A 23,560-nucleotide genomic window follows, 5' to 3' on the forward strand; every position below is an offset into this window, starting at 1 on the left:
TTGTAAGTTTTTGAAAAAAAGTTGTATAATCTCGAAGGGTGATCGAATTGAAAAAGGTTTTGATACTTGCCGCTGGACTTGGAAAGCGAATGAATTCACCAAGGCCAAAAGTTGTTCATGAGGTGCTTGGCAAACCCCTTTTAAACTGGACGATAGACGTGGCAAAAGAGGCTAAGGCTGACGAAATCGGAGTTGTTCTGGGACATGGTGCCGAATTGGTTTATCCCCTGATTCCAAGCGATGTAAAGGTTTTTATTCAAGAATCGCAACTCGGTACGGCCGATGCTGTAAAAGCGGCAAAAAATTTTTTAAACGGCAAGGTGGTAATACTTTACGGTGATGTACCTTTAATTTCAGGTGAAGTGGTAAGTTCTCTGTTCGAATCAAAAGCGAATATGACGATTTTAACGGCCATCTTGGAAACGCCTTTTGGGTATGGAAGAATAGTCAGAGAAGATGGAAAAGTGATCAAGATCGTGGAGGAAAATGACGCCACGGATGATATTAGAAAGATAAAAGAGATAAACAGCGGAATATATGCTTTTGATTCTGAATCTTTGGTTTACGCTCTTGACAGAATAAAAAACAACAACAAAAAAGGAGAATATTACCTTACCGACGCTGTTGAAATTCTTTTGGCAGGAGGATATGCTGTAGAGACAGTTCAGGTTAAGAATTCAAATAGCGTTTTGGGTGTGAATACACAGAAAGAACTTGCGACGCTTATAAAAAATGTTAAGGACGATATAAACGATGCCTTAATGGATGCGGGTGTTACGATAGAAGATCCGCAAACAACTTTTGTGGGACCAGACGTCATCGTTGAATCCGGTGCTGTTTTGAAGCCTTTCACTTTCATTTATGGCAAAAGTAGAATTTCATCGAATGCCTCAATTGGCCCAGAGACGACGATAGTTGATTGTACGGTCGGCAACAATACTTTTGTGATCAGATCTGATTGTAGCGGATCCGTCATAGGAAATAATTGTTCAATAGGACCTTTTTCCCGTTTGAGACCCGGAACATTCATAGAAGATAACGTTAAAATTGGAAATTACGTTGAGGTAAAAAATTCACATCTTTCGAAAGGCGTTAAATCTCAGCATCTTACGTATCTGGGTGATGCCACAATCGGGGAAGATACAAACATCGGGGCTGGAACAATAACCTGCAATTACGATGGTGTCAGAAAAAATAAAACTTTCATTGGCAAAAATGTGTTCGTCGGATCTAACACGGCACTTGTTGCGCCTGTGAAAGTAGGTGATGGGGCTTTGATAGGTGCTGGATCTACGATAACCGATGATGTGCCGGCATATGCCCTTGCCCTTGGAAGGGCAAAACAGTTAAACAAAGAAGAATGGGTCTTGAAAAAAAGGAGAGATTCGTCCGATGAAAAATGAAATGAAGATTCTTGGTGGCTCTTCGAATCAGCCTTTGCTTGAAAGAATTTGCGCTTACACCAATGTCAATCCGATACACGTTGAGATCACACATTTTGCCGATGGAGAAATAAACATGAGGATAGAAGAGACGGTTAGAGGTCATGATGTTTTTCTCCTTCAATCAACCTCTCCACCCGTTAACGATAACCTTATGGAACTTTTGATAATAATAGACGCTTTAAAACGTGCATCCGCAAACACGATAGCCGTGGTAATTCCTTACTATGGCTATGCAAGGCAAGACAGAAAAGCGCGCGGGAGAGATCCGATAAGCGCCAAACTTGTCGCAAATCTTTTGACAACTGCCGGAGCAACGAGAATTCTCACGATGGATCTCCACAGTGAACAAATTCAAGGATTTTTCGATATACCCGTTGACAACCTTCAATCATTTCCGGTTTTCGTCGATAGTTTAAAGAAACATGAAAATCTCGATAAAGATAAAACAGTCGTTGTATCTCCGGACATAGGAGCGGTTAAGCGTGCCAGAAAATTTGCCGAAAAGATGAGTTTACCGATTGCCATTCTTGACAAAAGAAGACCGAAGGAGAATGTTGCAGAGGTGCTTCATGTCATCGGTGATGTGGAAGGAATGACTTCCGTGATGTTTGATGATATGATAGATACGGGAAGAACTTTGATCGAAGGTGCAAAACTTTTAAAACAAAAAGGTTCAACAAAGGTAATTGCATGCGCAACACACGGATTGTTTTCTCAAAATTCACTTGAGATGCTTGATAAATCTGAAATAGACAGGATTTACGTCACAGACACGATTGCGCACGATGAATTACCCGATAAAATAAAAGTGGTTTCCGTTGCTTCCCTTTTCGGCGAAGCAATGATAAGAATAAGAAAAAGTTTGTCAATTAGCATATTGTTTAAGTAAGGAGGAATTTGAATGGCTGTTCAACTTAAAGCCAAAGTTAGAGAAAACGGTAAGGCAAAAAATCTCATCAAAGATGGGAAAATACCCGCCGTTATCTACGGACCGAATCATGGCAATCTAAATGTTCAATTGTTGGAAGGTGAGATTGAGTCTTTGATCTCGAAAGCAAAGGAGACAACGCCAGTTCACGTTACCGTCGATTTGAATGGAACTGCTGAAGAAAGAAATGTTTTCGTAAAATCAGTTCAATTTCACAAGGTAAGTGGAAAGATAATACACGTTGATCTTTACGAACCCGATCCAAACAAACATATGAGGTTTAAAATACCTGTTGAGTTTGTTGGAGAAGCAGAAGGAATCAAAACCGGCGGGATATTCGATGTGCTTCTGAGAGACATCGAAGGGGAAGCGTTACCGTCTAACATAATCGAAGAGATGAAAATCGACATCTCTGCGATGAAAATTGGAGAATCCCTGAAAGTTAAGGATCTGAAAGTGCCTGACAACGTAAAGATACTGCAAAATGCCGAAGACATCATAGCCGTTATAAAAGCTCCACGAGCCGAAGAAGTAACCGCTCCAGCGGAAGTTACAGAAACTGCTGAACCGGAAGCCATAAAGACTAAGGGAAAGAAAGAGGAAGAAGAAGAAAAAGAGGAGAAATAATTGTCAGACTTTTTTGTCCTTGGTCTCGGAAATCCCGGCAGAAAATATGCCATGACAAGACACAACGTGGGTTTCATTTTCGTGGACAGATTCTTAAAGAAATATCCACCTTTTAGCGTTACGGAAAAGGTGGATTATGTTCTTTATGCTGTAAATATCGATGGAATAAACCTTTCAGTTGTAAAGCCCATGACTTTTATGAACGAAAGTGGACTTGTCTTTAAATCACTGTATCCAGTGAATCCTCCGATTGTAGTTTACGATGATCTCGATCTTGAAATCGGAAAGTTGAGAATACGTCCGTCGGGATCTGCCGGAGGACATAATGGCATCAAATCTATAATTCAGCATCTTGGAACACAAAATTTTCCGAGAGTTAGAATAGGAATAGGTCCCAAAAAAGGAGATGCCGTAGACCATGTGCTTGGCCATTTCACGCCGTCAGAATTTTTGATCATCGATCAGGTAATCGATATATGTGTCGAGGCCGTACCTGTGATTTTAAAAGAAGGAATTGAGTCTGCAATGAACAAATACAATTCGAAGGTCATTTCATGAAAAAACTTGGATTTGAATTCAATCAGGATCTCAGAGAAGTTTCTACAAAAGATCTCGCATACGTGGGAGATGCGGTTTTCGAACTTTATTGCAGGTTGAGATTTTCATTTGACAGTAAAAATGTTCGGGCGCATGTCAACGCAGCATCTCAAGCATCAATGTTCGATCTTGTGGAACCATTTCTTGAGATTGACGAAAAAGCGGTAGCGATGCGTGGCAGAAATCTCAAAGGATACCGCAGCAAAGATCCACTTTACAGAAAAGCAACGGCACTGGAAAGTGTTGTCGGCTACCTTTTTTTGTCTGGCAAAGAGGATCGACTTGAAAAAATACTTTCATTTGTTCCAAAAACAGATAAAAATTAAAACGTACTTTTTTGAGTTTTGTTTTTCATAAATTTTCCGAAAATGAAAAGTGCAAAACCGAAAGCGATCATTATAAGTGTAGATTTCCAAAAAGCACTGAATGCAACGTTATAAACATTTTGTTCTCCGGTTAAGACAGATTGAAGCAAGAATGTACCTGCAACTGCAGAGGCTATCTGTCCTGCTGCATTTGCCGATAAGGCTGCTGGTAGCAGAAAAGAATGGCGGTTTTTTTGCTGAGCGTAAGTGTGAACTACCCTCGATGCCATCGGAAACGCACTGTTTCCAGATGCCCCTATTGATGGGTTGAAAGATTTATCGAAGATATGAAAAATTTTCCCTGCCAAAACTCCAAACGCGAGGTTAAGTATGAAAGCCACTATGCCAAGTGAAAAGATCATCAAAGTGTCAAATCTGAAAAAAAGATCTGCAGACATGTTTGCACCTATAAGCATTGCTATTAAAATCGTTGAAATCATGGCCAATTCTTTTTCAGCAGTTTCTTTGAGTTTTTGCGTTTGTCCATTTATCCTCAAAAAATTGCCAAACATGAGGAAACCTATTAAAGGAAGTGCCATTGGCGCTACAAGTCCCACCAACAAGATAAGTAAAAACGGAAAGATCATGAGAGTTTTTTTGGATATATTTTGATTCACCTTTGTGTTTGACTCCATCTCATTTTTTGTCACAAAGATTTTCAAAATTAGCGGAATCAAAAGTGGTATGATTGAAACGTAAGTATAAGCGGCAAGGGAAACGGGTGCTATGAGATCTGGCTTAAGCATAGATGTAACGTATATGGAAGTTGGCCCATCGGCTGTTCCTATTGAAGCTATCGATGCAGCAGATCTTATGTCAAAACCAAAATAACTTGCCATCAAAAAGGTTAAGAAGATTCCTACCTGCGAGAAGGCTCCTATGACCGTGTAAAACGGATTGGATATAAGCAGATTGAAATCCATCATTGCACCTATGGATATAAAAATGAACAAAGGAAGCAATTCAGATCCTATCAAAAGATTAAAAAGATTGGTTAGAAGTCCTCCTTGACCGACTAAAGGATTTCCAGGAATATTGGAAAAGAAGATGAAAAATCCTATTGGAACGAGAAGCAAGGGTTCAAGTTTGAATTTCACTGATAAAAATATAATCGCAATTCCAAGAATAAGCATAAATGCCCACATTAAAATCATCCCCCTATGATATACCGGCTGCCTTTTACCGCTAATTTGTATGCTTCACACTTAAAGTTTAATATATTTCTCAATTATGCTAACATTTTAAACGTTGAATGTCAATTCATTTGTTGGCCTTTATTTGTCATTTTCAATCGGTAATGAAAAATTATTCCAAATCTAAAGTGGTATATACCATTCACTGTTCGATTTTGGTGTACAATTAGGTAAAGTGTTATAGTATTGGAAAAAATTATATGCTGAATTCACTTTAAAAGCCGAATGCTTATTTACAGAAGCGGATGGCAGGATGCCTCGATCAGTGAATGGTGAAGAGTGAATAGATCTAAATTGAAAATTGTCAAATTCACGCGCTACGTGCCGTGCAGGTACCTGTCGGAGCGATGATTCGGAATGTGAATTTTTGTTGGTATATTTTAAGGAGAACAAAATGATTGGCAATTTGAAGGTCATTTTTAAATTCATCTTAATCATCGTCTTGCCAATTTTTTTTATCAAAATTACGGATTTTTTTGTGACTCCCACGATAACTTTTAAATGGGCAATGGTATTTGTCGTTATCGGCCTTTTATGGTCTGCCATTTCATCGGCATATTTGATTTTGGACGGGCATGGAACTCCCTTTAACGAAAAGCCACCCAAAAAACTTGTAAGATCCGGTCCTTACTCGATGACAAGGCATCCGATATATTTAGGTTTTATATTTTACGTGTTAGGTCTTTCTCTGTATTTCAACCTATTTTCATTATGGATATGGGCGTCAATCGTCATTTTAATCGTTGTTCATGCTTTAATCGAAGATAAAAATATCGTAAATAGATTTCAGGATGCCAAAGCATACGAAAGTTCAACTCCTTTTTTATTACCAATGAGAAAATGGAAAGTAAATCCCATCACCGAGCCTCCATTTCTTTATGCTTTTATGTTTTTGGTGGGTAAATTCATAGTACCTTTCTTTTTTGATGTTAGAGTAATTGGAAAAGAAAATATTCCCGAAGGGCCTTATGTTGTCATTTCAAATCACACATCATATCCGGATCCGTTGTTTGTGATAGATGCACTTAACAGTTATGTACGTTTTCCTATAACATCCGCTCATTACGAGAAATTTTCATGGTTTTTTGATATGGCTGGCATGTTTCCCATAAAGAGATACACGGTTGATGTGCCTGCCATAATGAAATTCACAAAAACGATGAAAAGCGGAGGCATAATAGGAATTTTCCCGGAAGGCGAAAGAAATTGGGATGGGCGACCCCTTGAAATCCCTGAAGGTGTTGTAAGACTTCTTAAAATGTCGCCAAATCCAATTCTACCTGTGCGTATAGATGATGCACATTTGCTTTGGCCAAGGTGGGCTAAAGGGCTTCAAAAGGGTATAGTTAAAGTTGAGATAGGAAAACCAGTCGATTCAAAAGATTATTCAAAGGCCATCGATTACATTTTTTTGGATACTTTTGAAGATAAAAGATATGCCGATTATCGTGGAATAGAAAAGTACATCTGGAAATGTCCTTCGTGCAAAACCGTTGGATCGGTAAAGCCTTTTAAAAATGGTTTTGAATGTGCTAAATGTGGTACCCAATGGTTAACGCCGACAGTTAAAAAGGTTAGAAATTTGCATGATTCCATTGAGTTCTCTCCTGAAGATCTTCCCTTATCTGATAGCGTCATCGTTAACGGGAAAAAATCTAAGATGACACTTCACGAATCTAAAATCGAGATAGGGGATAAGACACTTTTGTTATCAGAAATTCAAAGTTTTTTAACTGAATCAAATACATCTATTTACATCTTTTCAAATGAACTTTTTATAGTTCATCCTTTAAAAACATCATCTCTTATGTGGAAAGAATATTTTGACTTTCTAAGAAAAGTATGATATAATTTTCAAAATTATTCGATAAATGTAACTTTTTGAAAATAAATGATGTTATCTTTTTAATCTTTCACAAATATAAAGAATAATTACCATCGGCAGGTATTTTCAACTTTCAAAAAGGAGGAAGTAGGATGAAAAAGTATTTGCTATTGGTAAGTATGCTTTTGGTTGCTTTTTTAGCATTCGCCGGCCCTCTCAAAGTTGCCTTCCTTTACGTAGGCCCTGTTGGAGATGATGGATGGACCTATTCTCAAAATCTCGGGCGACTCTACGTTCAAAATTACTTCGGTGACAAGATTCAAACAACCTACATTGAAAGTGTCTCCATGACAGATGCCGTTAACGTTTTGCAAACACTCGCTCAAAGCGGTTACAAGGTTATCTACACGACAAGTTTTGATTACATGGAGCAAACCGCACAAGTTGCAAAACTCTTTCCAGACGTCATCTTCGAAAATTGCTCGGGTTATCTTACCAGTCAAAATATGTCATCTTATTTTGGCAGAATTTACGAACCCGAATTTCTTAGTGGTCTTGTCGCAGGTGCGATGACAAAAACCAATAAAATTGGCTACGTTGCAGCTTTTCCGACTCCGGAGGTTGTAAGGGGAATAAACGCTTTTGCCCTTGGAGTTCAGATGGTAAATCCACACGCTACTGTTCAGGTTGTATGGGTTAACGACTGGTACAACCCGCCCACCGAAAAAGAAGCCGCTTTATCTTTGATAGGTGCTGGATGTGATGTGATAAAATCAGAAACTGATTCTCCGGCTCCGCTTCAGGCCGCTGCAAGTAAGGGCGTTTATTGCATAGGATACAACACGGATCAAAGTTCTTACGCTCCGAAAACCTTTTTAACCGCTTCCGTTTTTAATTGGGGCATTTACTACAAAAATGACATTCAAAACGTACTTGATAACACATGGAAATCCCAAAATTTCTGGGGAGGACTTGACACCGGTGTTGTAGGGCTTGCTCCAATGAGTAATCTTGTCCCTGATCAGGTACAAAAATTGGTCAATGCCATGGAAGAAGCAATGAAAGATCACACTTTCAATCCTTTCGCAGGACCCATCTACGATCAATCTGGAAAACTCGTAGTCCCTGCCGGACAAAGCGTTTCTGATCAGGATTTGCTTTCTATGAACTGGTTTGTAAAAGGTGTAATCGGAAATATTCCAAAATAAGGGGGTATAAAAGTGAAAAGCAAATTTTTGGTTTTGATGATTTTAACCGGCATTGCAATTCTGTCTTTTGCTGCTCCTTTGAAGATAGGCTTCATTTTCGTTGGTCCCATAAATGATAACGGATGGACTCAAGCACAGTATGACGGTGGAGTTGTCGCAATTCAAAAGGCCTTCGGAAATCAGGTCCAAATAAAATACATCGAGAACGTGCCAGAAGGTGCTGCTTCTCTTAACGTTTTGAGATCCCTTGCATCGCAAGGATACAAATTGATATATGCCACAAGTTTCGGGTACATGGATCAGGTCATTCAGGCGGCCAAGGAATTCCCGAACACGATCTTTGAAATGTGTTCCGGATACGCTACTTCAACAAATCTCGGCGAATATTTTGGTGCAATGGAACAGGCAAGATATCTTTCCGGATTGGTTGCAGGTGCAATGACAAAAACGAACAAGATAGGATTTGTAGCGGCTTATCCGACGCCTGAGGTCGTAAGAGGCATAGATGCTTTCACGCTTGGTGTCAGATCGGTAAATCCCAAAGCAACTGTTCAGGTTGTATGGACTTACACGTGGTACGATCCTCCTACCGAAAAGGAAGCGGCTTTAAGTCTTATAAACTCCGGTTGCGACGTTTTGGCCCAGCATCAGGATTCACCTGCCGCAGTTCAAGCCGCTCAACAAAAAGGCATATACGCGATAGGTTATGATTCACCAAATATGGGTCAATTTGGACCTAACGCATATTTAACGGCACCTATTTGGAACTGGGCCGCATTCTACGTTCCAAATGTGCAATCGGTACTTAACGGAACTTGGAAAACAAGTTTTTATTATGGAAACATGGCAGATGGTCTTGTACAACTTGCACCTATGAGCAATCTTGTTCCTGATCAGGTACAAAAACTTGTGAATGCCATGGAAAATGAGATAAAATTAGGTAAATTTAATCCATTTGAAGGCCCTATATACGATCAATCCGGAAAGTTGATGATTCCCGCCGGTCAATCTGCAACACTCGATCAATTACTTTCCATTCAATGGTTTGTTCAAGGTGTAATTGGAAAAATATCAAATCAGTGAAAATATGAACGAGACAGTACTCGAACTCACAAAAATAGTCAAGCGCTTTCCCGGTTTAACCGCAAACGATAACGTGGACTTCGATCTTAAGAAGGGCGAGGTCCACGCCCTTCTTGGCGAAAACGGCGCCGGAAAATCCACACTTATGAACATCGTTTACGGAATATACAAAGCAGATTCAGGAGATGTAAAGATTAACGGGAAAAAAGTTGAAATCTCTTCTCCCCGCAAAGCGATAGAATACGGTATAGGCATGATCCAGCAGCATTTCAGTCTTGTTCCTTCATTCGATGTAACTCAAAACGTTGCTCTTGGTTTGAAGGATCTCGGTATAATTCCTGATCTTTCAAAAGTAAAAAAGCAAATAATGGAAATATCAAAAAGATACAAGATATCGGTTGATCCGGATGCAAAGATCTGGCAAATTTCTGCCGGTGAACAGCAAAGGGTCGAAATAATAAAATTGCTTTACGTCAAATCACAGATAATGATTTTGGACGAACCGACGGCAATATTGACGCCACAAGAAGCCAACGGACTGTTTGAAACAATTCGTGAAATGACGAAGAATGGAGCATCCGTGATCTTCATAAGCCACAAACTCAAAGAGGTGCTTGAAATCTCTGATAGAATAACGGTTTTGAGACATGGGAAGGTCATAGGATCCGTTAAAACAAATGAGACCAATGAAAATGAACTCGCGAAGATGATGGTTGGAAGAGAAGTCGTCATAAAGATAGAAAAAAAGCCTTCAAAAGTGTCCGGAGAAATTTTGAAAGTCGATGACCTTCATGTTATGAACGATAAAGGTCTGGAAGCCGTTAAGGGTGTAAGTTTTGATGTAAGAAGCGGTGAAGTGCTCGGCATAGCAGGAGTTGAAGGAAATGGGCAGAAAGAACTTTCAGAGGCTTTGTATGGCATGAGAAATTACAGAGGTACTGTGACAGTTGAGGGCATCAGGGTGAAGCCGGGAAATGTCTTGGATAGAATAAAGCACCATGTGGCTTACATTCCGCAAGATAGAAAGGCAGATGCACTCTGCGGGGGACTTCCAATTTATCAAAATCTATTCATCAAAGCATTTTCTTCTCCTTCGATGAGTTTTAATCCATACTTTTTTGTGCCGGAAAGATTGAGATCGCCGTCTCTCAGATTCATAAAAGATTATTCGATCTCCGCATCTTCGGTTGATCTTGAGGTCAAATTTCTTTCGGGTGGAAATATGCAAAAAGTTGTTCTTGCGCGAGAAATAGGAAATAATTCTCCAAAACTCATAATAGCAGTTCATCCGACAAGAGGATTGGATGTCGGAGCAGAGGAATTCGTTTACAATGTTTTGATGGATCAAAAGGCAAGAGGTGCAGCCATACTCCTGATAGCCGGGGATCTTTTTGAGATTTTTAACCTTTCGGATCGCGTTGCGGTACTTTACGAAGGACAAATAATAGGATACAGCCAACCGGACGAGTCTCACCTTGAAGAGATAGGTCTTATGATGGCAGGTGTAAAAAAATGAAAATACGTTTTGAAAAGAGAGAGAAAAAGCCTTCAAAACTTTTGATATTTTTGGCGTCACTTTTATCTATCTCGATCGCCCTTATTTTTCTTGGATTTATAATTCTGTCTCTTGGCGATAATCCTTTAACAGCATACTGGCAACTCGTTTCATGGGGACTTGGAACCGTTCCAGGACTGATTCAAAGTCTTGTTTCAATGATGCCTTTGCTTTTCACATCCTTAGGTGTGCTTATCGCATTTAAAATGAAACTCTGGAACATAGGCGCGGAAGGGCAATTTCAAATGGGCGCCTTTGCGGCGACATGGGGTGCGCTTTATCTTTTCCCCCATCTCACCAATCCGTGGCTTTTAATTCCGTTACTCATGATACTTGGTATGGCAGCAGGAGCTTTCTGGGGCTTTTTGCCCGGAGTAATGCGCGCATATCTGGGCGTCAATGAAATTTTAAGCACTTTGATGTTGAATTACGTCGCGATATACTGGGTTAACTATCTTACCTATGGCCCCTGGAAAGGACCGCATAGTTACAATTTCCCTGTTACGGCTCAATTTCCGCAATCTGCCATTTTTCCCCAGTATGGTGTTGGCGGATTGAATTTGGGAATTTTCATTTCCATTGGTATGGCATTTTTTGTACTTTATCTTGTTCGATATACAAAATTCGGTTTTCATCTGAATATAGCGGGTGATAACCTTCGTGTCGGAGAATATGCCGGCATAAATGTCAAAAGAATGATAATTCTTGTGATGGTAATAGGAGGTGCGATCTCAGGATTGGGCGGAATGGCAGAAATGAGCGGGGTACTTTTTAGACTTCAACCTAATTTTTCACCCGGATACGGCTACACGGCCGTCATAATAGCATGGCTTGCCAGGCTTGATCCGATAGCGACGATAATAGTGTCATTTTTCTTCGGTGTTCTGCTCGTCGGAAGCCAGCAACTTCAACTTTTCATGCAAATACCATCATCTCTCGTTAACGCTTTTAATGGCATATTGCTGTTTTCTTTGCTGGCCTCGGAGATACTTTTACATTACAAGATAAAGTTGGTGAGATCATGAATCAGGATATAATAACGTCTACACTTTCAGGTGCGTTAAGGGCCGGTACGCCATTGCTCTTTGCAACGCTTGGCGAAATTTTGGCAGAAAGGTCCGGCGTTTTGAATCTTGGTCTCGAAGGCATGATGCTTATGGGTGCCTTTACGGGTTTTAGCATATCTTACATAACCGGCAACCTCTGGCTCGCCGTCTTGGCGGCAATTTTAGTTGGAGGCCTTATGGCTTCCCTTCATGCTTTCATGTCTATAACTTTACGTGTCAATCAGGTCGTAAGCGGCCTTGCACTTGTTTTTCTTGGAGAGGGATTGAGTGGATTCTGGGGTCATGGTTTCGTTGGAATGCAAGCAGAGAGTTTTAACAACATCAAAATACCTTTTCTCGGGGATATTCCTTACGTTGGAACAATCGTTTTCGACAGAGATATTCTCGTTTACATTGGATACATTGCCGTACCAGTTATCTGGTGGTTTCTTTACAAAACAACTGCCGGTATGAATTTAAGAGCGGTTGGAGAATCTCCGGATGCCGCAGATGCAAGAGGTATAAACGTCGTGCTGACAAGATACATTTACACGATAATTGGAGGTTTTTTTAGCGGCCTTGCCGGTGCTTACATTTCCCTTGCGTACACACCGATGTGGGTCCAGGATATGACGGCCGGTCGTGGATGGATTGCGGTGGCACTTGTCATATTTGCGATATGGGATCCCGTCATAGCGTTGATAGGCGCTTACGCTTTTGGAGGAATAAGCGTGTTACAATTCAGTTTTCAAATAATTCAAGTTCCAATTCCCGTGAATATAATGAACATGTTTCCATACCTTTTCACGATATTCGTAATGCTTTTTGCGTCAAGCAACAAAATAAAGAAACGTTTTGGTGCACCTTCGGCTCTTGGAATTCCGTACTCAAGAGAGGAGAAAACTTAAGCGTTCAGTGAACGATGACACGTTATGGTATAATCTTTTTGACAAAATTAAAAAGTGGTGATGCTCATGGGATACAAAAAAGAAATGATGGAATCGGAGATGATGAAGATTCTTTCTCAGGCTTTCTTTAACATGAAGGATCCGAGGATTGAAGGGATGATCTCGGTAACAAGAGTTGAACTTTCCAACGATAAAAGATATGCAAAGGTTTATTTAAGCCTTTACGGTAATGACGATAAACGAAATGAAGAAGTTTTTGAAGTTATAGAAAAAGCGAAAGGGTATTTCAAAACGGCAATTGCACAAAGTTTGCATACCTTCAAGGCTCCCGATTTAACGTTTGTAAGGGATAGAGGTATAGAAAAATCTTTTGAGATTGATAAACTCTTCAAAAAGATAGAAAATGAACGGCATAATCAAAATTGATAAACCATCAGGCATAACCTCTCATGATGTGGTTAATATCGTCAGAAAGATATCATCCGTCAGACAGGTAGGACATGCAGGTACACTCGATCCATTTGCAACCGGACTTCTGATCGTTGGTATTGGGAACGGGACGAGAATTCTCGAATATTTTTTGCATGCCGAAAAAACATACGATGTGATCGCAAGAATCGGTCTTACAACAGACACATACGATAAAACCGGTAAATTTGTGGAGGAAAATCCATGTGATAGAAGCGAAGAAGAAATACGTGAAGCGCTGCTTTCTTTCGTTGGTGATTACGATCAGGTTCCTCCGATTTATTCATCCAAAAAATATGCCGGTGTACGGCTTTACAAACTTGCAAGATCAGGTAAAATCATAACGATGCCACCCGTACGCGTGAAAATACATTCAATTGAAATCGAAAGCATAAAAAAACCTTATGTGAAATTCAAAACTGTCGTTTCAGGTGGAACTTACATTCGTTCTCTTTGCAGAGATTTCGGCATCAAACTTGGATGTGGCGCGATTGCACAGGAACTAAGAAGGATTCAAGTAGATCGATTCGATCTTTCTGGTTGTGTTGACATTCAGCGTGCAGATAGTTTCGATATGTCAAAGGTCATTTCTTTGGAAGAAGTGACACGTTTTATGTTTAAGACTGTCGTTGTGAATGATCTTGGATCCAAAAAAATTGAAGATGGCAGGCCAATTGAAATAGACGATGTTATGTCTTACGAAGATTTTAACAAAGGAGAATTGGTAAGAATCTTGGATAAAAATGGAAAACTGATATCTATATCTTTGTCAGAGAGAAAATCAAATTTCTTTTCCACCATCGACAAAGCCGAAAGAAAAGATATCGTTATAAGACCGAAGAAGGTGTTCAAAAATTGAGATCTGTAACTATTGGAGTTTTTGACGGGGTACATTTAGGCCATACTTATATGGTAAGAAAAATGATTCAATATGCGATTGATCATGATCAGATTCCAACGGCAATTGTCTTTGAGATGCCTTACGAGGCTATAACCAGTCCACAAAACTTCGACGGTTTGCTTACAACACCCGATGAAAGATCCGAATTACTTAAAAATTTAGGCGTCAGGGATGTCATAATTCAAGACCTTAGATCAATTGTGAACATGAGAGAAAAAGATTACGTCGATCTACTTTTAAAAGAGTACGAGATGAAAAGCATTTATGTAGGTTACGATTTTAAGTTTGGCAAACATGCGCAAGGAGATGTGGAACTGCTGAAAGAAATGGGCAAAACGAGAGGTTTTACCGTTGACATAACTCCAAAAATTCTCGATGGAGATATGAGAATAAGCAGTTCTTTGATAAGGCATGAAATTAAAGCAGGTAGACCTGATGTGGCGCGCCATTTTATCGGAAGACCTTTTACAATATCTGGAATTGTTTTCAAAGAACGTGGAATAGGATCCAAAATAGGCTTTCCAACGGCCAACATTTCAAGAGAAGGAATCAACCTTGTAATCCCCAAATATGGAGTTTATCTCGTAAGATCGGTAATCGATGACACAACCGTTTACGGTGTTATGGGAATAGGCGTGCGTCCAACCACTGATAGCGATGGAGAAGTAACTTATGAAGTTCACTTTCTTGATGGAGAATATCAACTTGTTGGAAAACGTTTAAGGGTCGAATTGTTGGAATTTTTGAGACCTGAAATTAAGTTTGCAAATCTCCAAGATCTCAAAGATGCGATAGCGGAAGATGTCAAAAGGGCAAAAGAAATGATATATCAAAAAAATTTTTATGGCTGAAAAGTTTGATTATACCAATTCGTCAATTCCAAAATCTTTGATGAGACTTGCGCTACCCTCGATGGGAGCGTCTTTTTTCTCGTCCATTTATAACTTGATCGATACTTTCTGGATAGGCCATCTTGGAGCAGATCAGGTGGCGGGTGTTACGCTTGCCATGATGGTTTTCTTTTACGGCGGAATCTTCAACAACCTTTTCGGAACTCCTTCCGTCATATTGATTTCAAGAAGGTACGGCGAAGGAGATCATGATGGAGTTAGATGGGTTGTGGGTCAGACAATGCTTGCAAAAATTTTGGTCGGAACTGTTTTCATGATCCTCGCGTATTTTTTTATGTCGCAATTGCTTGTTTTGATAGGTGCAAATGATAAAACCCTCTCTTACGGCCTTGATTTTCTTAAATGGAGGTTATGGGTCATACCGCTTTCCTTTTCTGGCTACACGATGATGACAACATTTCAAGGAACTGGAGACACATATAAACTTTTTTGGGTCCAGGGCGTATCTGCCGTGATGAACATCGTCCTCGATCCTGTTTTCATATACGCACTTAAGATGGGCGTCGGTGGTGCGGCAATAGCCTCTGATATTTCGGAAATATATCTGTTAGCAATGGGTATCATACTGCTCAATTCAAAAAACAGTTACGTTAAGATGAATCCTTTTAAGTACATGAAACCAAGAAAGGACATCATAAAGAAGATGATTTCTCTTGGCATACCAAGTGTTTTTGACAATCTGTCGGCCAATTTAGTCTATTCCATCGTCTTAAGAATCGCTTCCGTTTACGGTGCAGATCTTATAGCGGCACTTGGCATAGTCAACAACGTAAGAAGTATCTCTTTTACACTTGGATCTTCTATGAATATGTCCACTTCAACGATGATCGGACAAAATATAGGTGCCAAAAAACGTGAAAGACTTAAAAAAATAATTTTAACGTCGATATGGATAGGAGAACTTTTGATAGCCGGTTACGTCTTCGCTTTATTCTTTTTTGGATCGCAGATAACTTACTTTTTTACTCCCAATAGTAACGTTGCCGCGATGGGTGGATTGATGATGAAATTCTTTGCGATCAACGAAATATTTTTCATAATTGCCATGATAGGTTATGGAGTCTTGATTGGCGGTGGGCTAACCAGGACTACCATGATGATAGGAATCATATCTGATTGGGCTGTCCTGGCTCCAATGGTTTTAATTTTTTCTTCATTGCATTTTACATGGGAATTCATGATACTTTCTTTTGTGATCCAGAGCATCGTCATGTCAGGATTGGCAATGGGAGAGGTAAAGCGTGGAAAATGGATAGAACAAAAAGTTTAAACTTTGTGATAAAATATAATCAGGCCCGGACTCAGGATTCGGAAAATTCCATTCCTTAGTTCGATATCTTTGGAGGTGTCATATGGAAAGGGAAGAAAAGCAAAACATCATTGAGAGTTTTAGGCTCAATGAAAGAGACAATGGTTCTGTCGAAGTTCAGATTGCCTTGCTGACATCAAGAATAAACCATCTTACTCAGCATTTGAACTCAAATCCAAAAGATTTTCATTCAAGAAGAGGGTTACTTAAGATGGTTGGGAAAAGAAGAAGATTGCTTCGATACTTGATGAATCGTAAACCGGATGTTTACAAAGAACTCATATCAAAATTGAACCTGAGGCGCTGACATTTTTGTGTTTGGCCGGAAGCGGGGGTAACCCGCTTCTTCTTTGAAAATTTTTAAGAGGTGATGAAATGTACAAAGTTTGGAAAAAAGAGTTCAAAGGGAAACAACTTGTCATAGAAAATGGGAAGATTGCTAAACAGGCTGACGGATCGTTTGTCGTTAATTACGGAGAATCAACCGTGCTTGTTACGGCCGTCATGGAAAAGAATGCCAAAGAAGGATTGGATTTTTTCCCGCTTACAGTTGAATTTCAAGAAAAATTTTACGCGGCGGGAAAGATACCGGGTGGATTTGTAAAACGCGAAGGGAAACCATCTGAAAGCGGAATTCTTTCGGCAAGAGATATAGACAGACCTATAAGGCCTCTTTTCCCGGAGGATTTCAAAATGCCGGTTCAAATCGTTGCAACTATTCTTTCCGTTGATCCGCAAACACCGCCGAACACCTGGGGAATTCTCGGAGCATCTCTTGCTTTGAATGCTTCCGTTATACCTTTCAACGGAATTGTTGCGGGTGTCAGAATAGCATATGTGGATGGTAAATACGTTTTCTTTCCTTCTGAAGAAATAGCCAAGGATGCCGAAATAGATTTGATAGTTGCCGGTACAAAAGATGCCATAACGATGGTAGAAGGCGAGGCAAATGAAGTAAGCGAAGAACTTATGGTTCAAACTTTGATGGAAGCCCATGAAGGTATAAAAGAACTTATCGCTTTCGAAGAAGAAATACTTTCAGAGTTCAAATTCGATAAATTTCAATATGAAAAGCATCAATTGGATCAGAATTTGAAAGAAAAGTTTTTAAATCGCATTTCAAATGAAGAAATTGAAAAAAGGTTGCTTACCTCCGGTAAACATCAAAGAGATAAAGCAATAGAAGACTACAAAAAAGAGATTATCGATCCTCTCTTAGAAGAATCGGAAATCTCTCCGGAAGTACTGGATGAAACCAAATACCTCCTTTCAGAAACATTCGAAGGGCTTGTCAAGCAAAGCATGAGAAGGATGATCTTCGAAAAACATCTTAGGGTTGATGGTCGTGATCCCGATACCATAAGGCCAATAACATGTGAACTCGGTTTGCTTCCGAGAACACATGGCAGTGCTTTGTTTACACGAGGAGAAACGCAAAGTCTCGGCATAGTTACTCTCGGTGCATCGATGGATGTCCAGATAATCGACACTTTGCTCGAAGAAGGAGAAAAAAGATTCATGCTTCATTACAACTTTCCACCTTTCAGCGTCGGCGAAACTGGGAGATTCGGGAGTCCGGGCAGACGTGAAATAGGACACGGTCATCTCGCGGAAAGAGCACTTAAACGTATGATTCCGTCTGAAAGCGAATTTCCATACACTGTCCGTGTTGTTTCTGAAATTCTTGAATCAAATGGTTCGTCTTCCATGGCAACGGTATGTTCTGGTTCCCTTTCTTTGATGGATGCCGGAGTTCCGGCTAAAAAACATGTGGCGGGCGTTGCGATGGGTTTGATATTTGAGCCAGATGGATGGTTAGTTTTAACAGACATAACGGGAATGGAAGATCATCTTGGAGACATGGATTTCAAAGTTGCAGGTACGAGAGATGGCATAACGGCATTTCAGATGGATGTTAAAGTTGGACATGTTTCTGCAGATATACTCAAAGTTGCACTTGATAAGGCAAAAAAAGCGAGGTACAGAATCCTTGACATAATGTACGATACAATTCCACAGCCGAGAGAACATCTTTCAAAATATGCGCCTGTGATAAAACTCACATCGGTACCCGTTGATAAAATAGGTGAATTGATAGGCCCGGGCGGAAAGAACGTCAAGGCTTTGTCCGAAGAATACAACGTTGAAATTCAAATAGAAGAAAATGGCAGCGTCAAAATCGTCGGAAACAATGATGAAGATGTCAACAAGGCCATGTTATACATAGCGAATATGAGCAAAGAAATAAAACAAGGCGAACGTTTCATGGCAACCGTAAGTCGAGTTGAAAAATATGGATTCTTTGCAGAAATCGTTCCCGGCAGAACCGGACTTGTTCATATATCAAAGATGGGCAGGCGCGTCAAAAACGTTGCAGATGTTGTTCACATTGGAGATAAAGTCAACGTTGAAATAACCGGTTTTGATCCTTCGGGAAAACTCCAGTTAAGGCAAATAATTGAAGATGGAGAAGATCAAACAAATGAAGGCGGAGATGAAGTGAGAGATCATGACAAGAGAAGATGGAATAACGGTGGAGAAGACAAAAGACAGGATCATGATCGATAAACTTGAAAATGGCGTTCTTATGGTCTTTAAAGATATACCCTCTTTAAGGACCATAACCATAGGAATGGGAGTAAAAGTTGGATCAATCAACGAAAAAAATGGAGAATTTGGAATATCTCACCTTATAGAACATTCTGTTTTTAAGGGAACGGTTAATTTCACAGCCTCAGATTTGAAAAGATCTGTGGAGCGTTACGGTGGCATTATAAATGCTTTCACATCTGAAGAATATACCTTGTTTGAAACCAAAGTACCGGATTTTGCCACCAAAGATGCTTTTAACGTGCTTTTTGACCTTGTGACCAAACCGCTTTTTCCGTTAAAAGAGATAGAGTCGGAAAAGCGAGTCGTGTTGGAAGAAATAGCGATGTATGAAGATGATCCTGTTGCTTTATCTGAAGAAAACTTGCTTAAAATGATATGGGGCGATTCTCCTTATGGAAGGCCAATAGCAGGAAAATCGGAAACGGTGATGGCCATAAATGCCGAACAAATAAAGGATTTTTTTGAAAAGCATTATTTGGCGAGAAACATCGTGATCGTCATCATAGGAAATCTTGCATCGGTCGATTTGAACTACATCACAAAAAAGATGAATGAAATAAAAGATGGAAGAGTTGAAACCTTGCACCTTGAACCGATACCTCTTGACCCCTCTACAACCATTGTGGAAAAAAAGGATCTGAATCAAATAAACGTCAGTATGGGAATTCCGACGGTCAAAAGATCTGACAAAATTAATTATGCGCTAAGCATAACATCGACTATTCTCGGAAGTGGCATGAGTTCAATTTTATTTGATCGTCTAAGAGAAAAATTAGGACTTGTCTATTCTATTTCATCTTCCAATCAGTCTCATACTTTTTGTGGAGAATTTACCATCAATTTTTCGACATCTGTGAAAAATTTGTTGAAAGCCATAAAAGAAGTGAAAAATGTTTTAAATGAACTGCCGGAAGAAATAGAAAAACAACTTGAATACGGTAAAAAGAAAGTTCAAGGCAGACTTTTGATGTCCACCGAATCAACGCTTGCCACGATGTACATGATGGTAGACGATTACTTCACGATAGGCAAGATAAGGGGAATAGATGAGATAACCGATGAAATAGAAAAAGTTAAAGAGTCAGATGTTTTCGAAATTTTCGACAAATACATGAAAAGAAAATGGATTCTTTCTTTTGTTGGACCATCTGGTTTAAAGGAAATTCTTAAGGATTGCGAATTCCTGGTGGATCACGGTGGCAGTTGAGTGGAAACGATTAGAGAAATTAAAAGACGGAGAAGTTTTGGCCGAAGATCTGGTTGATGAAAATTCGAATGTTTTGTTTTCAAAGGGCACTGTAATGACTAAAGAGAAGATACTTTTTCTCAAAGATAAAGCAGTTTTCTGGTTGCCCATGGAAGTTGGTAAGTTTGATGAATTTAGATTGAGAAGAAATTTCGTGAAAGATCAAGAATCGATCGAAAATGAAGAACCGATGGTAGGCTGGTTTGATTTTGCGATTCAGGAAGAAATTTATCGCGATTTCATAGATACTTTTGAAGACATCCTGAAGAATTTAAGATTTGCTGGAAAGACAAAGGTTGCCCTTTTTGATCGAATCGTAAACATACTTGTTGATGAAATTTCAAATCAGAAAACATTTGTGATAAATTTGTTTAGAAAATATCATAGCGGTTATGCTTACAAGCATGGAATAAATACCGCTATTCTTTCTTTGATGACAGGTGTAACGTTTTCGATGCAGAGGCAAAATCTCGTTCTGCTTGCAAAAAGTGCCATTCTGCACGATATAGGTTACATATTCATGGATGATCCGAATTACGTTGACATAGGTAAATTACCCGAAAGGGAAAAAGTGATTCAACATATAAAGGTAGAACGTGAAATACTTTACTCATGGAATTTTATAGATAATTCAGAAGTAACAAACGCAATTTTAGATCATCACGAAAAATATGACGGGAGCGGTGTGCCTCTTGGCAAAGCCAAAGATGAAATAAGTTTGTACGCCAGGATAATTCAAATTTCCGACGCTTACGATTCTCTTGTATCTACGACGCCTGAGGCGTTGAAAATGAACCCTTATCAGGCAATGAAATGGATACTGGCAAGGGCAGGTCAGGATTACGATCCTCAGATCATGAATGTTTTCTTAAAGGTAACCGGTATGTATCCAACCGGCACCCGTGTAAAACTCAGTAACGGAAAATCAGGAACGGTGCTAAGATCAAGTAAAAGTGGATTACTTATTCCCGTTGTCGTGGTTGACGATAATTTGATCGATCTTTCAAAAGATAAAAGCATCTGGATAGAAACTGTCATTTATTGAAAGGAGGAATTTTTATGAAAGATGTTGAAAAATTCACCTATTTTCTTCCCACCAAGATCGTATTCGGATCGGGGAAAATAAACGATCTGGGTGATCTCGTGAAAGGAATGGGGAAAAAAGTTTTGATCGTCACGGGAGGAAAAAGCGCCAAGTCAACAGGTTTGATCGACAGAGTGATAAAGCAACTTGACAAAGCGGGAATCGAACATGTCCACTTTGACAAAATAGTCCCCAATCCACTTGCCACAACTGTTGATGAAGGTGCCAAAATAGCCAAAGATGAAAATTGCAACTTTGTCATGGGCATTGGAGGAGGAAGTCCAATAGACTCTGCGAAGATGATCGCCGTTGTGGCAAGATCAGGCGGAAATTGCTGGGACTACACAAATGTTGGCGGCGGAAAAGTTCCAAAAGCAGCCCTACCCATAGTTGCAATACCAACGACGCACGGAACCGGTACAGAAGCAGATCCATTTGCAGTCGTGACAAACCCAAAAACGAAAGAAAAAATCGGTGTTGGATTCGATGCAACCTTTCCAACCTTATCAATAGTGGATCCGGAATTGATGGTCTCTTTGCCTTCGAATCAAACCGCATCAACGGGAATGGATGCTTTCTATCATGCGATAGAATCATATTTAAACCTTAATCACCAACCAGCATCGGATCTTTTGGCACTTGAGGCTATATCTTTGATAAATCAGTACCTTCCAGTGGCATACAAAGATGGCAAAAACATAGAAGCACGTACGGCACTTGCATGGGCAAGCACTGCCGCTGGCATATGCGAAACGCTTTCCGGATGCATAGCAAATCACTCTCTCGAACACCCAATAAGCGGTTATTACAACATAACGCATGGTGTGGGACTTTGTGCGACCGGTCCTACGCTTTTTGAGTACATTTTGCCGCACGTCAAAGAAAGACTTGCAAAAGTTGCTCTGACGATGGGTGCTCCACAGGACATAACAGACACAGAAGCACTCGCAAAAATGTCGATAGAACTTTTAAGAAGACTCCAAAAATCTGTCGATCTTGATGTATCGCTTTCAAAGATAGGTGTTGAAAGATCGAAGATAAAATCTCTTGCCGCCGATGCGATGAGAACGATGGGCGGACTTGTTGAGGTAACACCGGGGAATCTTAAAGTTGAAGACCTTGAAAAGATATATGAAAAATCATTTTGAAATTTAAAATTAATGTGATATAATTTTATCCTTTCCAAATTTCAATATAAGGGGGTAATGAGAAATGCGGAAGTACATTGTTTTGGTGGCGTTGGTTTTGATACTTGCTTTTTCGGCTTTGGCTGCGGGCATTCAGTTCAACATTCTGACCTACTACACGATGAATTTGCAAAATCAAACATCGTCGCAACCTGCAAACATCTTTCCTATAGCCTACCTTAATATTCCAGTCATGAAAGGGCTAAACATAAGCATTCAAGACTACCTTTCAACGAGTTTAGCGACCTTCTCAGCCTTCGGTGTAACTCTAATTCAGCCGACATTTTGGTATGCCAATTATTACTCTGGAGACTGGAACATCTATGTCGGTAAATTCAGATCTAACCATGTTTTGACAAGAGAATCAAATTACTTATGGATAATGCCATGGGTAGGTGGATTTTACGATTACGTCACCGGTGGCGAGATCAACTATAACCCCGGGAATTTTGCAATGGGCGTGAGATATGATGAGCCAAGTTCGACTTTCGGAGGATACGTTGGATACGCCGCTAAAAATGCGAGTCTTTACGCGTATGCCGCCCAGGATTTTAAGTATACCAACAAACTTCATCTTTCGGCAAATGGTCAGTTGAATTTCAACCTCGGAGATGTCTCGATGTCAGCCATAGGAGCGGCAGCATACGATCTTAACACAACTAATCCGACTTTTGGAATGCCAACGTTTGAAGGTGAGTTAAATGCGAATTACAACCAATTTTCATTCCAGGGACTTTATGCAAGTCAACCGACGAGCAGTTCAGCCTATATCCATTACGATACAACGGATCCTGACAGATACGGATACCCGTTACAGGTTGCAAATGCTATTTTGACTTACAATCTTGATAAGTCCAACGCAATAGGCGGTCTTGTCGACTGGAATTCAAAACTTTCTTCGCCGTCCTTCGGATTGTTCTATCAGCACGGATATTTCAGCATAACGGTTGGTACCGGCAACATGACCGGATCCATCCCGGGAAGCAATTACATAGTACTTAATTATTCAACTTATGTTTCTCTGCCTTTGACTTCAGGGCCCTTGTTCTAAAGAGTAACCC

At 39.9% G+C, this 23,560-nt stretch carries 22 protein-coding genes; 21 read left to right on the top strand and 1 reads right to left on the bottom strand.

Annotated elements, in window-relative coordinates; genetic code table 11:
- Window positions 1–47: 47 nt before the first annotated feature.
- Genes glmU through ACP5NR_RS02515 form a run of 5 tightly spaced genes read left to right on the top strand, consistent with a single transcriptional unit; the run spans window position 48 to window position 3,923 of the window.
- Window positions 48–1,403 (top strand): bifunctional UDP-N-acetylglucosamine diphosphorylase/glucosamine-1-phosphate N-acetyltransferase GlmU, encoded by a 1,356-nt coding sequence (gene glmU / locus ACP5NR_RS02495; protein ID WP_428004581.1) that lies wholly within the window; start codon window positions 48–50, stop codon window positions 1,401–1,403.
- Entirely contained in the window at window positions 1,393–2,334 is a 942-nt protein-coding gene (locus ACP5NR_RS02500; protein WP_428004580.1) for a ribose-phosphate diphosphokinase, read from the top strand. The genes glmU and ACP5NR_RS02500 overlap by 11 nt, the downstream gene beginning before the upstream one ends.
- 12 nt (window positions 2,335–2,346) lie before the next feature.
- Entirely contained in the window at window positions 2,347–3,000 is a 654-nt protein-coding gene (locus tag ACP5NR_RS02505) for a 50S ribosomal protein L25 (protein WP_428004579.1), read from the top strand.
- Window positions 3,001–3,558 (top strand): aminoacyl-tRNA hydrolase, encoded by a 558-nt coding sequence (pth, locus tag ACP5NR_RS02510; protein WP_428004578.1) that lies wholly within the window; start codon window positions 3,001–3,003, stop codon window positions 3,556–3,558.
- A complete protein-coding gene (locus ACP5NR_RS02515; protein WP_428004577.1) occupies window positions 3,555–3,923 on the top strand; it encodes a ribonuclease III domain-containing protein in 369 nt (122 codons plus the stop codon). The genes pth and ACP5NR_RS02515 overlap by 4 nt, the downstream gene beginning before the upstream one ends.
- Here the strand turns inward: ACP5NR_RS02515 and ACP5NR_RS02520 are convergent.
- A complete protein-coding gene (locus ACP5NR_RS02520) occupies window positions 3,920–5,107 on the bottom strand; it encodes a sodium ion-translocating decarboxylase subunit beta (RefSeq protein ID WP_428005893.1) in 1,188 nt (395 codons plus the stop codon). The genes ACP5NR_RS02515 and ACP5NR_RS02520 overlap by 4 nt on opposite strands.
- Window positions 5,108–5,549: 442 nt before the next feature.
- On the opposite strand from ACP5NR_RS02520, the gene ACP5NR_RS02525 reads away from it, so the two are divergent.
- The 16 genes from ACP5NR_RS02525 to ACP5NR_RS02600 all read left to right on the top strand — a co-directional run bounded on the left by ACP5NR_RS02525 (window position 5,550) and on the right by ACP5NR_RS02600 (window position 23,550).
- Window positions 5,550–7,001 (top strand): 1-acyl-sn-glycerol-3-phosphate acyltransferase, encoded by a 1,452-nt coding sequence (locus tag ACP5NR_RS02525; protein WP_428004575.1) that lies wholly within the window; start codon window positions 5,550–5,552, stop codon window positions 6,999–7,001.
- 131 nt (window positions 7,002–7,132) lie between these two features.
- Window positions 7,133–8,188, top strand: a complete 1,056-nt coding sequence (locus ACP5NR_RS02530; RefSeq protein WP_428004574.1) for a BMP family ABC transporter substrate-binding protein — start codon at window positions 7,133–7,135, stop codon at window positions 8,186–8,188.
- Window positions 8,189–8,200: 12 nt separating this feature from the next.
- Window positions 8,201–9,271, top strand: a complete 1,071-nt coding sequence (locus ACP5NR_RS02535; RefSeq protein ID WP_428004573.1) for a BMP family ABC transporter substrate-binding protein — start codon at window positions 8,201–8,203, stop codon at window positions 9,269–9,271.
- A gap of 4 nt (window positions 9,272–9,275) precedes the next feature.
- A complete protein-coding gene (locus ACP5NR_RS02540; protein ID WP_428004572.1) occupies window positions 9,276–10,787 on the top strand; it encodes an ABC transporter ATP-binding protein in 1,512 nt (503 codons plus the stop codon).
- Window positions 10,784–11,851, top strand: a complete 1,068-nt coding sequence (locus ACP5NR_RS02545) for an ABC transporter permease (RefSeq protein ID WP_428004571.1) — start codon at window positions 10,784–10,786, stop codon at window positions 11,849–11,851. The genes ACP5NR_RS02540 and ACP5NR_RS02545 overlap by 4 nt, the downstream gene beginning before the upstream one ends.
- A complete protein-coding gene (locus ACP5NR_RS02550) occupies window positions 11,848–12,780 on the top strand; it encodes an ABC transporter permease (protein ID WP_428004570.1) in 933 nt (310 codons plus the stop codon). Before ACP5NR_RS02545 ends, ACP5NR_RS02550 begins: the two co-directional genes overlap by 4 nt.
- A gap of 66 nt (window positions 12,781–12,846) precedes the next feature.
- On the top strand, window positions 12,847–13,206 hold the full coding sequence (gene rbfA, locus ACP5NR_RS02555) for a 30S ribosome-binding factor RbfA (protein WP_428004569.1): 360 nt from the start codon (window positions 12,847–12,849) through the stop codon (window positions 13,204–13,206).
- A complete protein-coding gene (truB, locus tag ACP5NR_RS02560) occupies window positions 13,184–14,107 on the top strand; it encodes a tRNA pseudouridine(55) synthase TruB (protein WP_428004568.1) in 924 nt (307 codons plus the stop codon). Before rbfA ends, truB begins: the two co-directional genes overlap by 23 nt.
- Window positions 14,104–15,000 carry a riboflavin biosynthesis protein RibF gene (gene ribF, locus ACP5NR_RS02565; protein WP_428004567.1) on the top strand — a complete coding sequence of 299 codons (897 nt, stop codon included), beginning with the start codon at window positions 14,104–14,106 and terminating at the stop codon, window positions 14,998–15,000. The genes truB and ribF overlap by 4 nt, the downstream gene beginning before the upstream one ends.
- On the top strand, window positions 14,993–16,330 hold the full coding sequence (locus tag ACP5NR_RS02570) for an MATE family efflux transporter (RefSeq protein ID WP_428004566.1): 1,338 nt from the start codon (window positions 14,993–14,995) through the stop codon (window positions 16,328–16,330). The genes ribF and ACP5NR_RS02570 overlap by 8 nt, the downstream gene beginning before the upstream one ends.
- 82 nt (window positions 16,331–16,412) lie before the next feature.
- A complete protein-coding gene (gene rpsO / locus ACP5NR_RS02575) occupies window positions 16,413–16,676 on the top strand; it encodes a 30S ribosomal protein S15 (protein WP_428004565.1) in 264 nt (87 codons plus the stop codon).
- 68 nt (window positions 16,677–16,744) lie between these two features.
- Window positions 16,745–18,937: a polyribonucleotide nucleotidyltransferase gene (locus ACP5NR_RS02580; protein WP_428004564.1), complete on the top strand. Its 2,193-nt coding sequence runs from the start codon at window positions 16,745–16,747 to the stop codon at window positions 18,935–18,937.
- On the top strand, window positions 18,879–20,189 hold the full coding sequence (locus ACP5NR_RS02585; RefSeq protein WP_428004563.1) for a M16 family metallopeptidase: 1,311 nt from the start codon (window positions 18,879–18,881) through the stop codon (window positions 20,187–20,189). Before ACP5NR_RS02580 ends, ACP5NR_RS02585 begins: the two co-directional genes overlap by 59 nt.
- Window positions 20,179–21,273 (top strand): HD-GYP domain-containing protein, encoded by a 1,095-nt coding sequence (locus ACP5NR_RS02590; protein WP_428004562.1) that lies wholly within the window; start codon window positions 20,179–20,181, stop codon window positions 21,271–21,273. The genes ACP5NR_RS02585 and ACP5NR_RS02590 overlap by 11 nt, the downstream gene beginning before the upstream one ends.
- Window positions 21,274–21,287: 14 nt before the next feature.
- Window positions 21,288–22,460: an iron-containing alcohol dehydrogenase gene (locus tag ACP5NR_RS02595; RefSeq protein WP_428004561.1), complete on the top strand. Its 1,173-nt coding sequence runs from the start codon at window positions 21,288–21,290 to the stop codon at window positions 22,458–22,460.
- Between the two features lie 64 nt (window positions 22,461–22,524).
- The gene (locus ACP5NR_RS02600) at window positions 22,525–23,550 is read left to right on the top strand and encodes a hypothetical protein (RefSeq protein WP_428004560.1); all 1,026 of its coding nucleotides are present in this window, start codon (window positions 22,525–22,527) and stop codon (window positions 23,548–23,550) included.
- The last annotated feature ends 10 nt before the right edge of the window (window positions 23,551–23,560 follow it).

Origin of the sequence: Athalassotoga sp., from assembly GCF_049965695.1 — a bacterium.
Lineage (GTDB): Bacteria > Thermotogota > Thermotogae > Mesoaciditogales > Mesoaciditogaceae > Athalassotoga.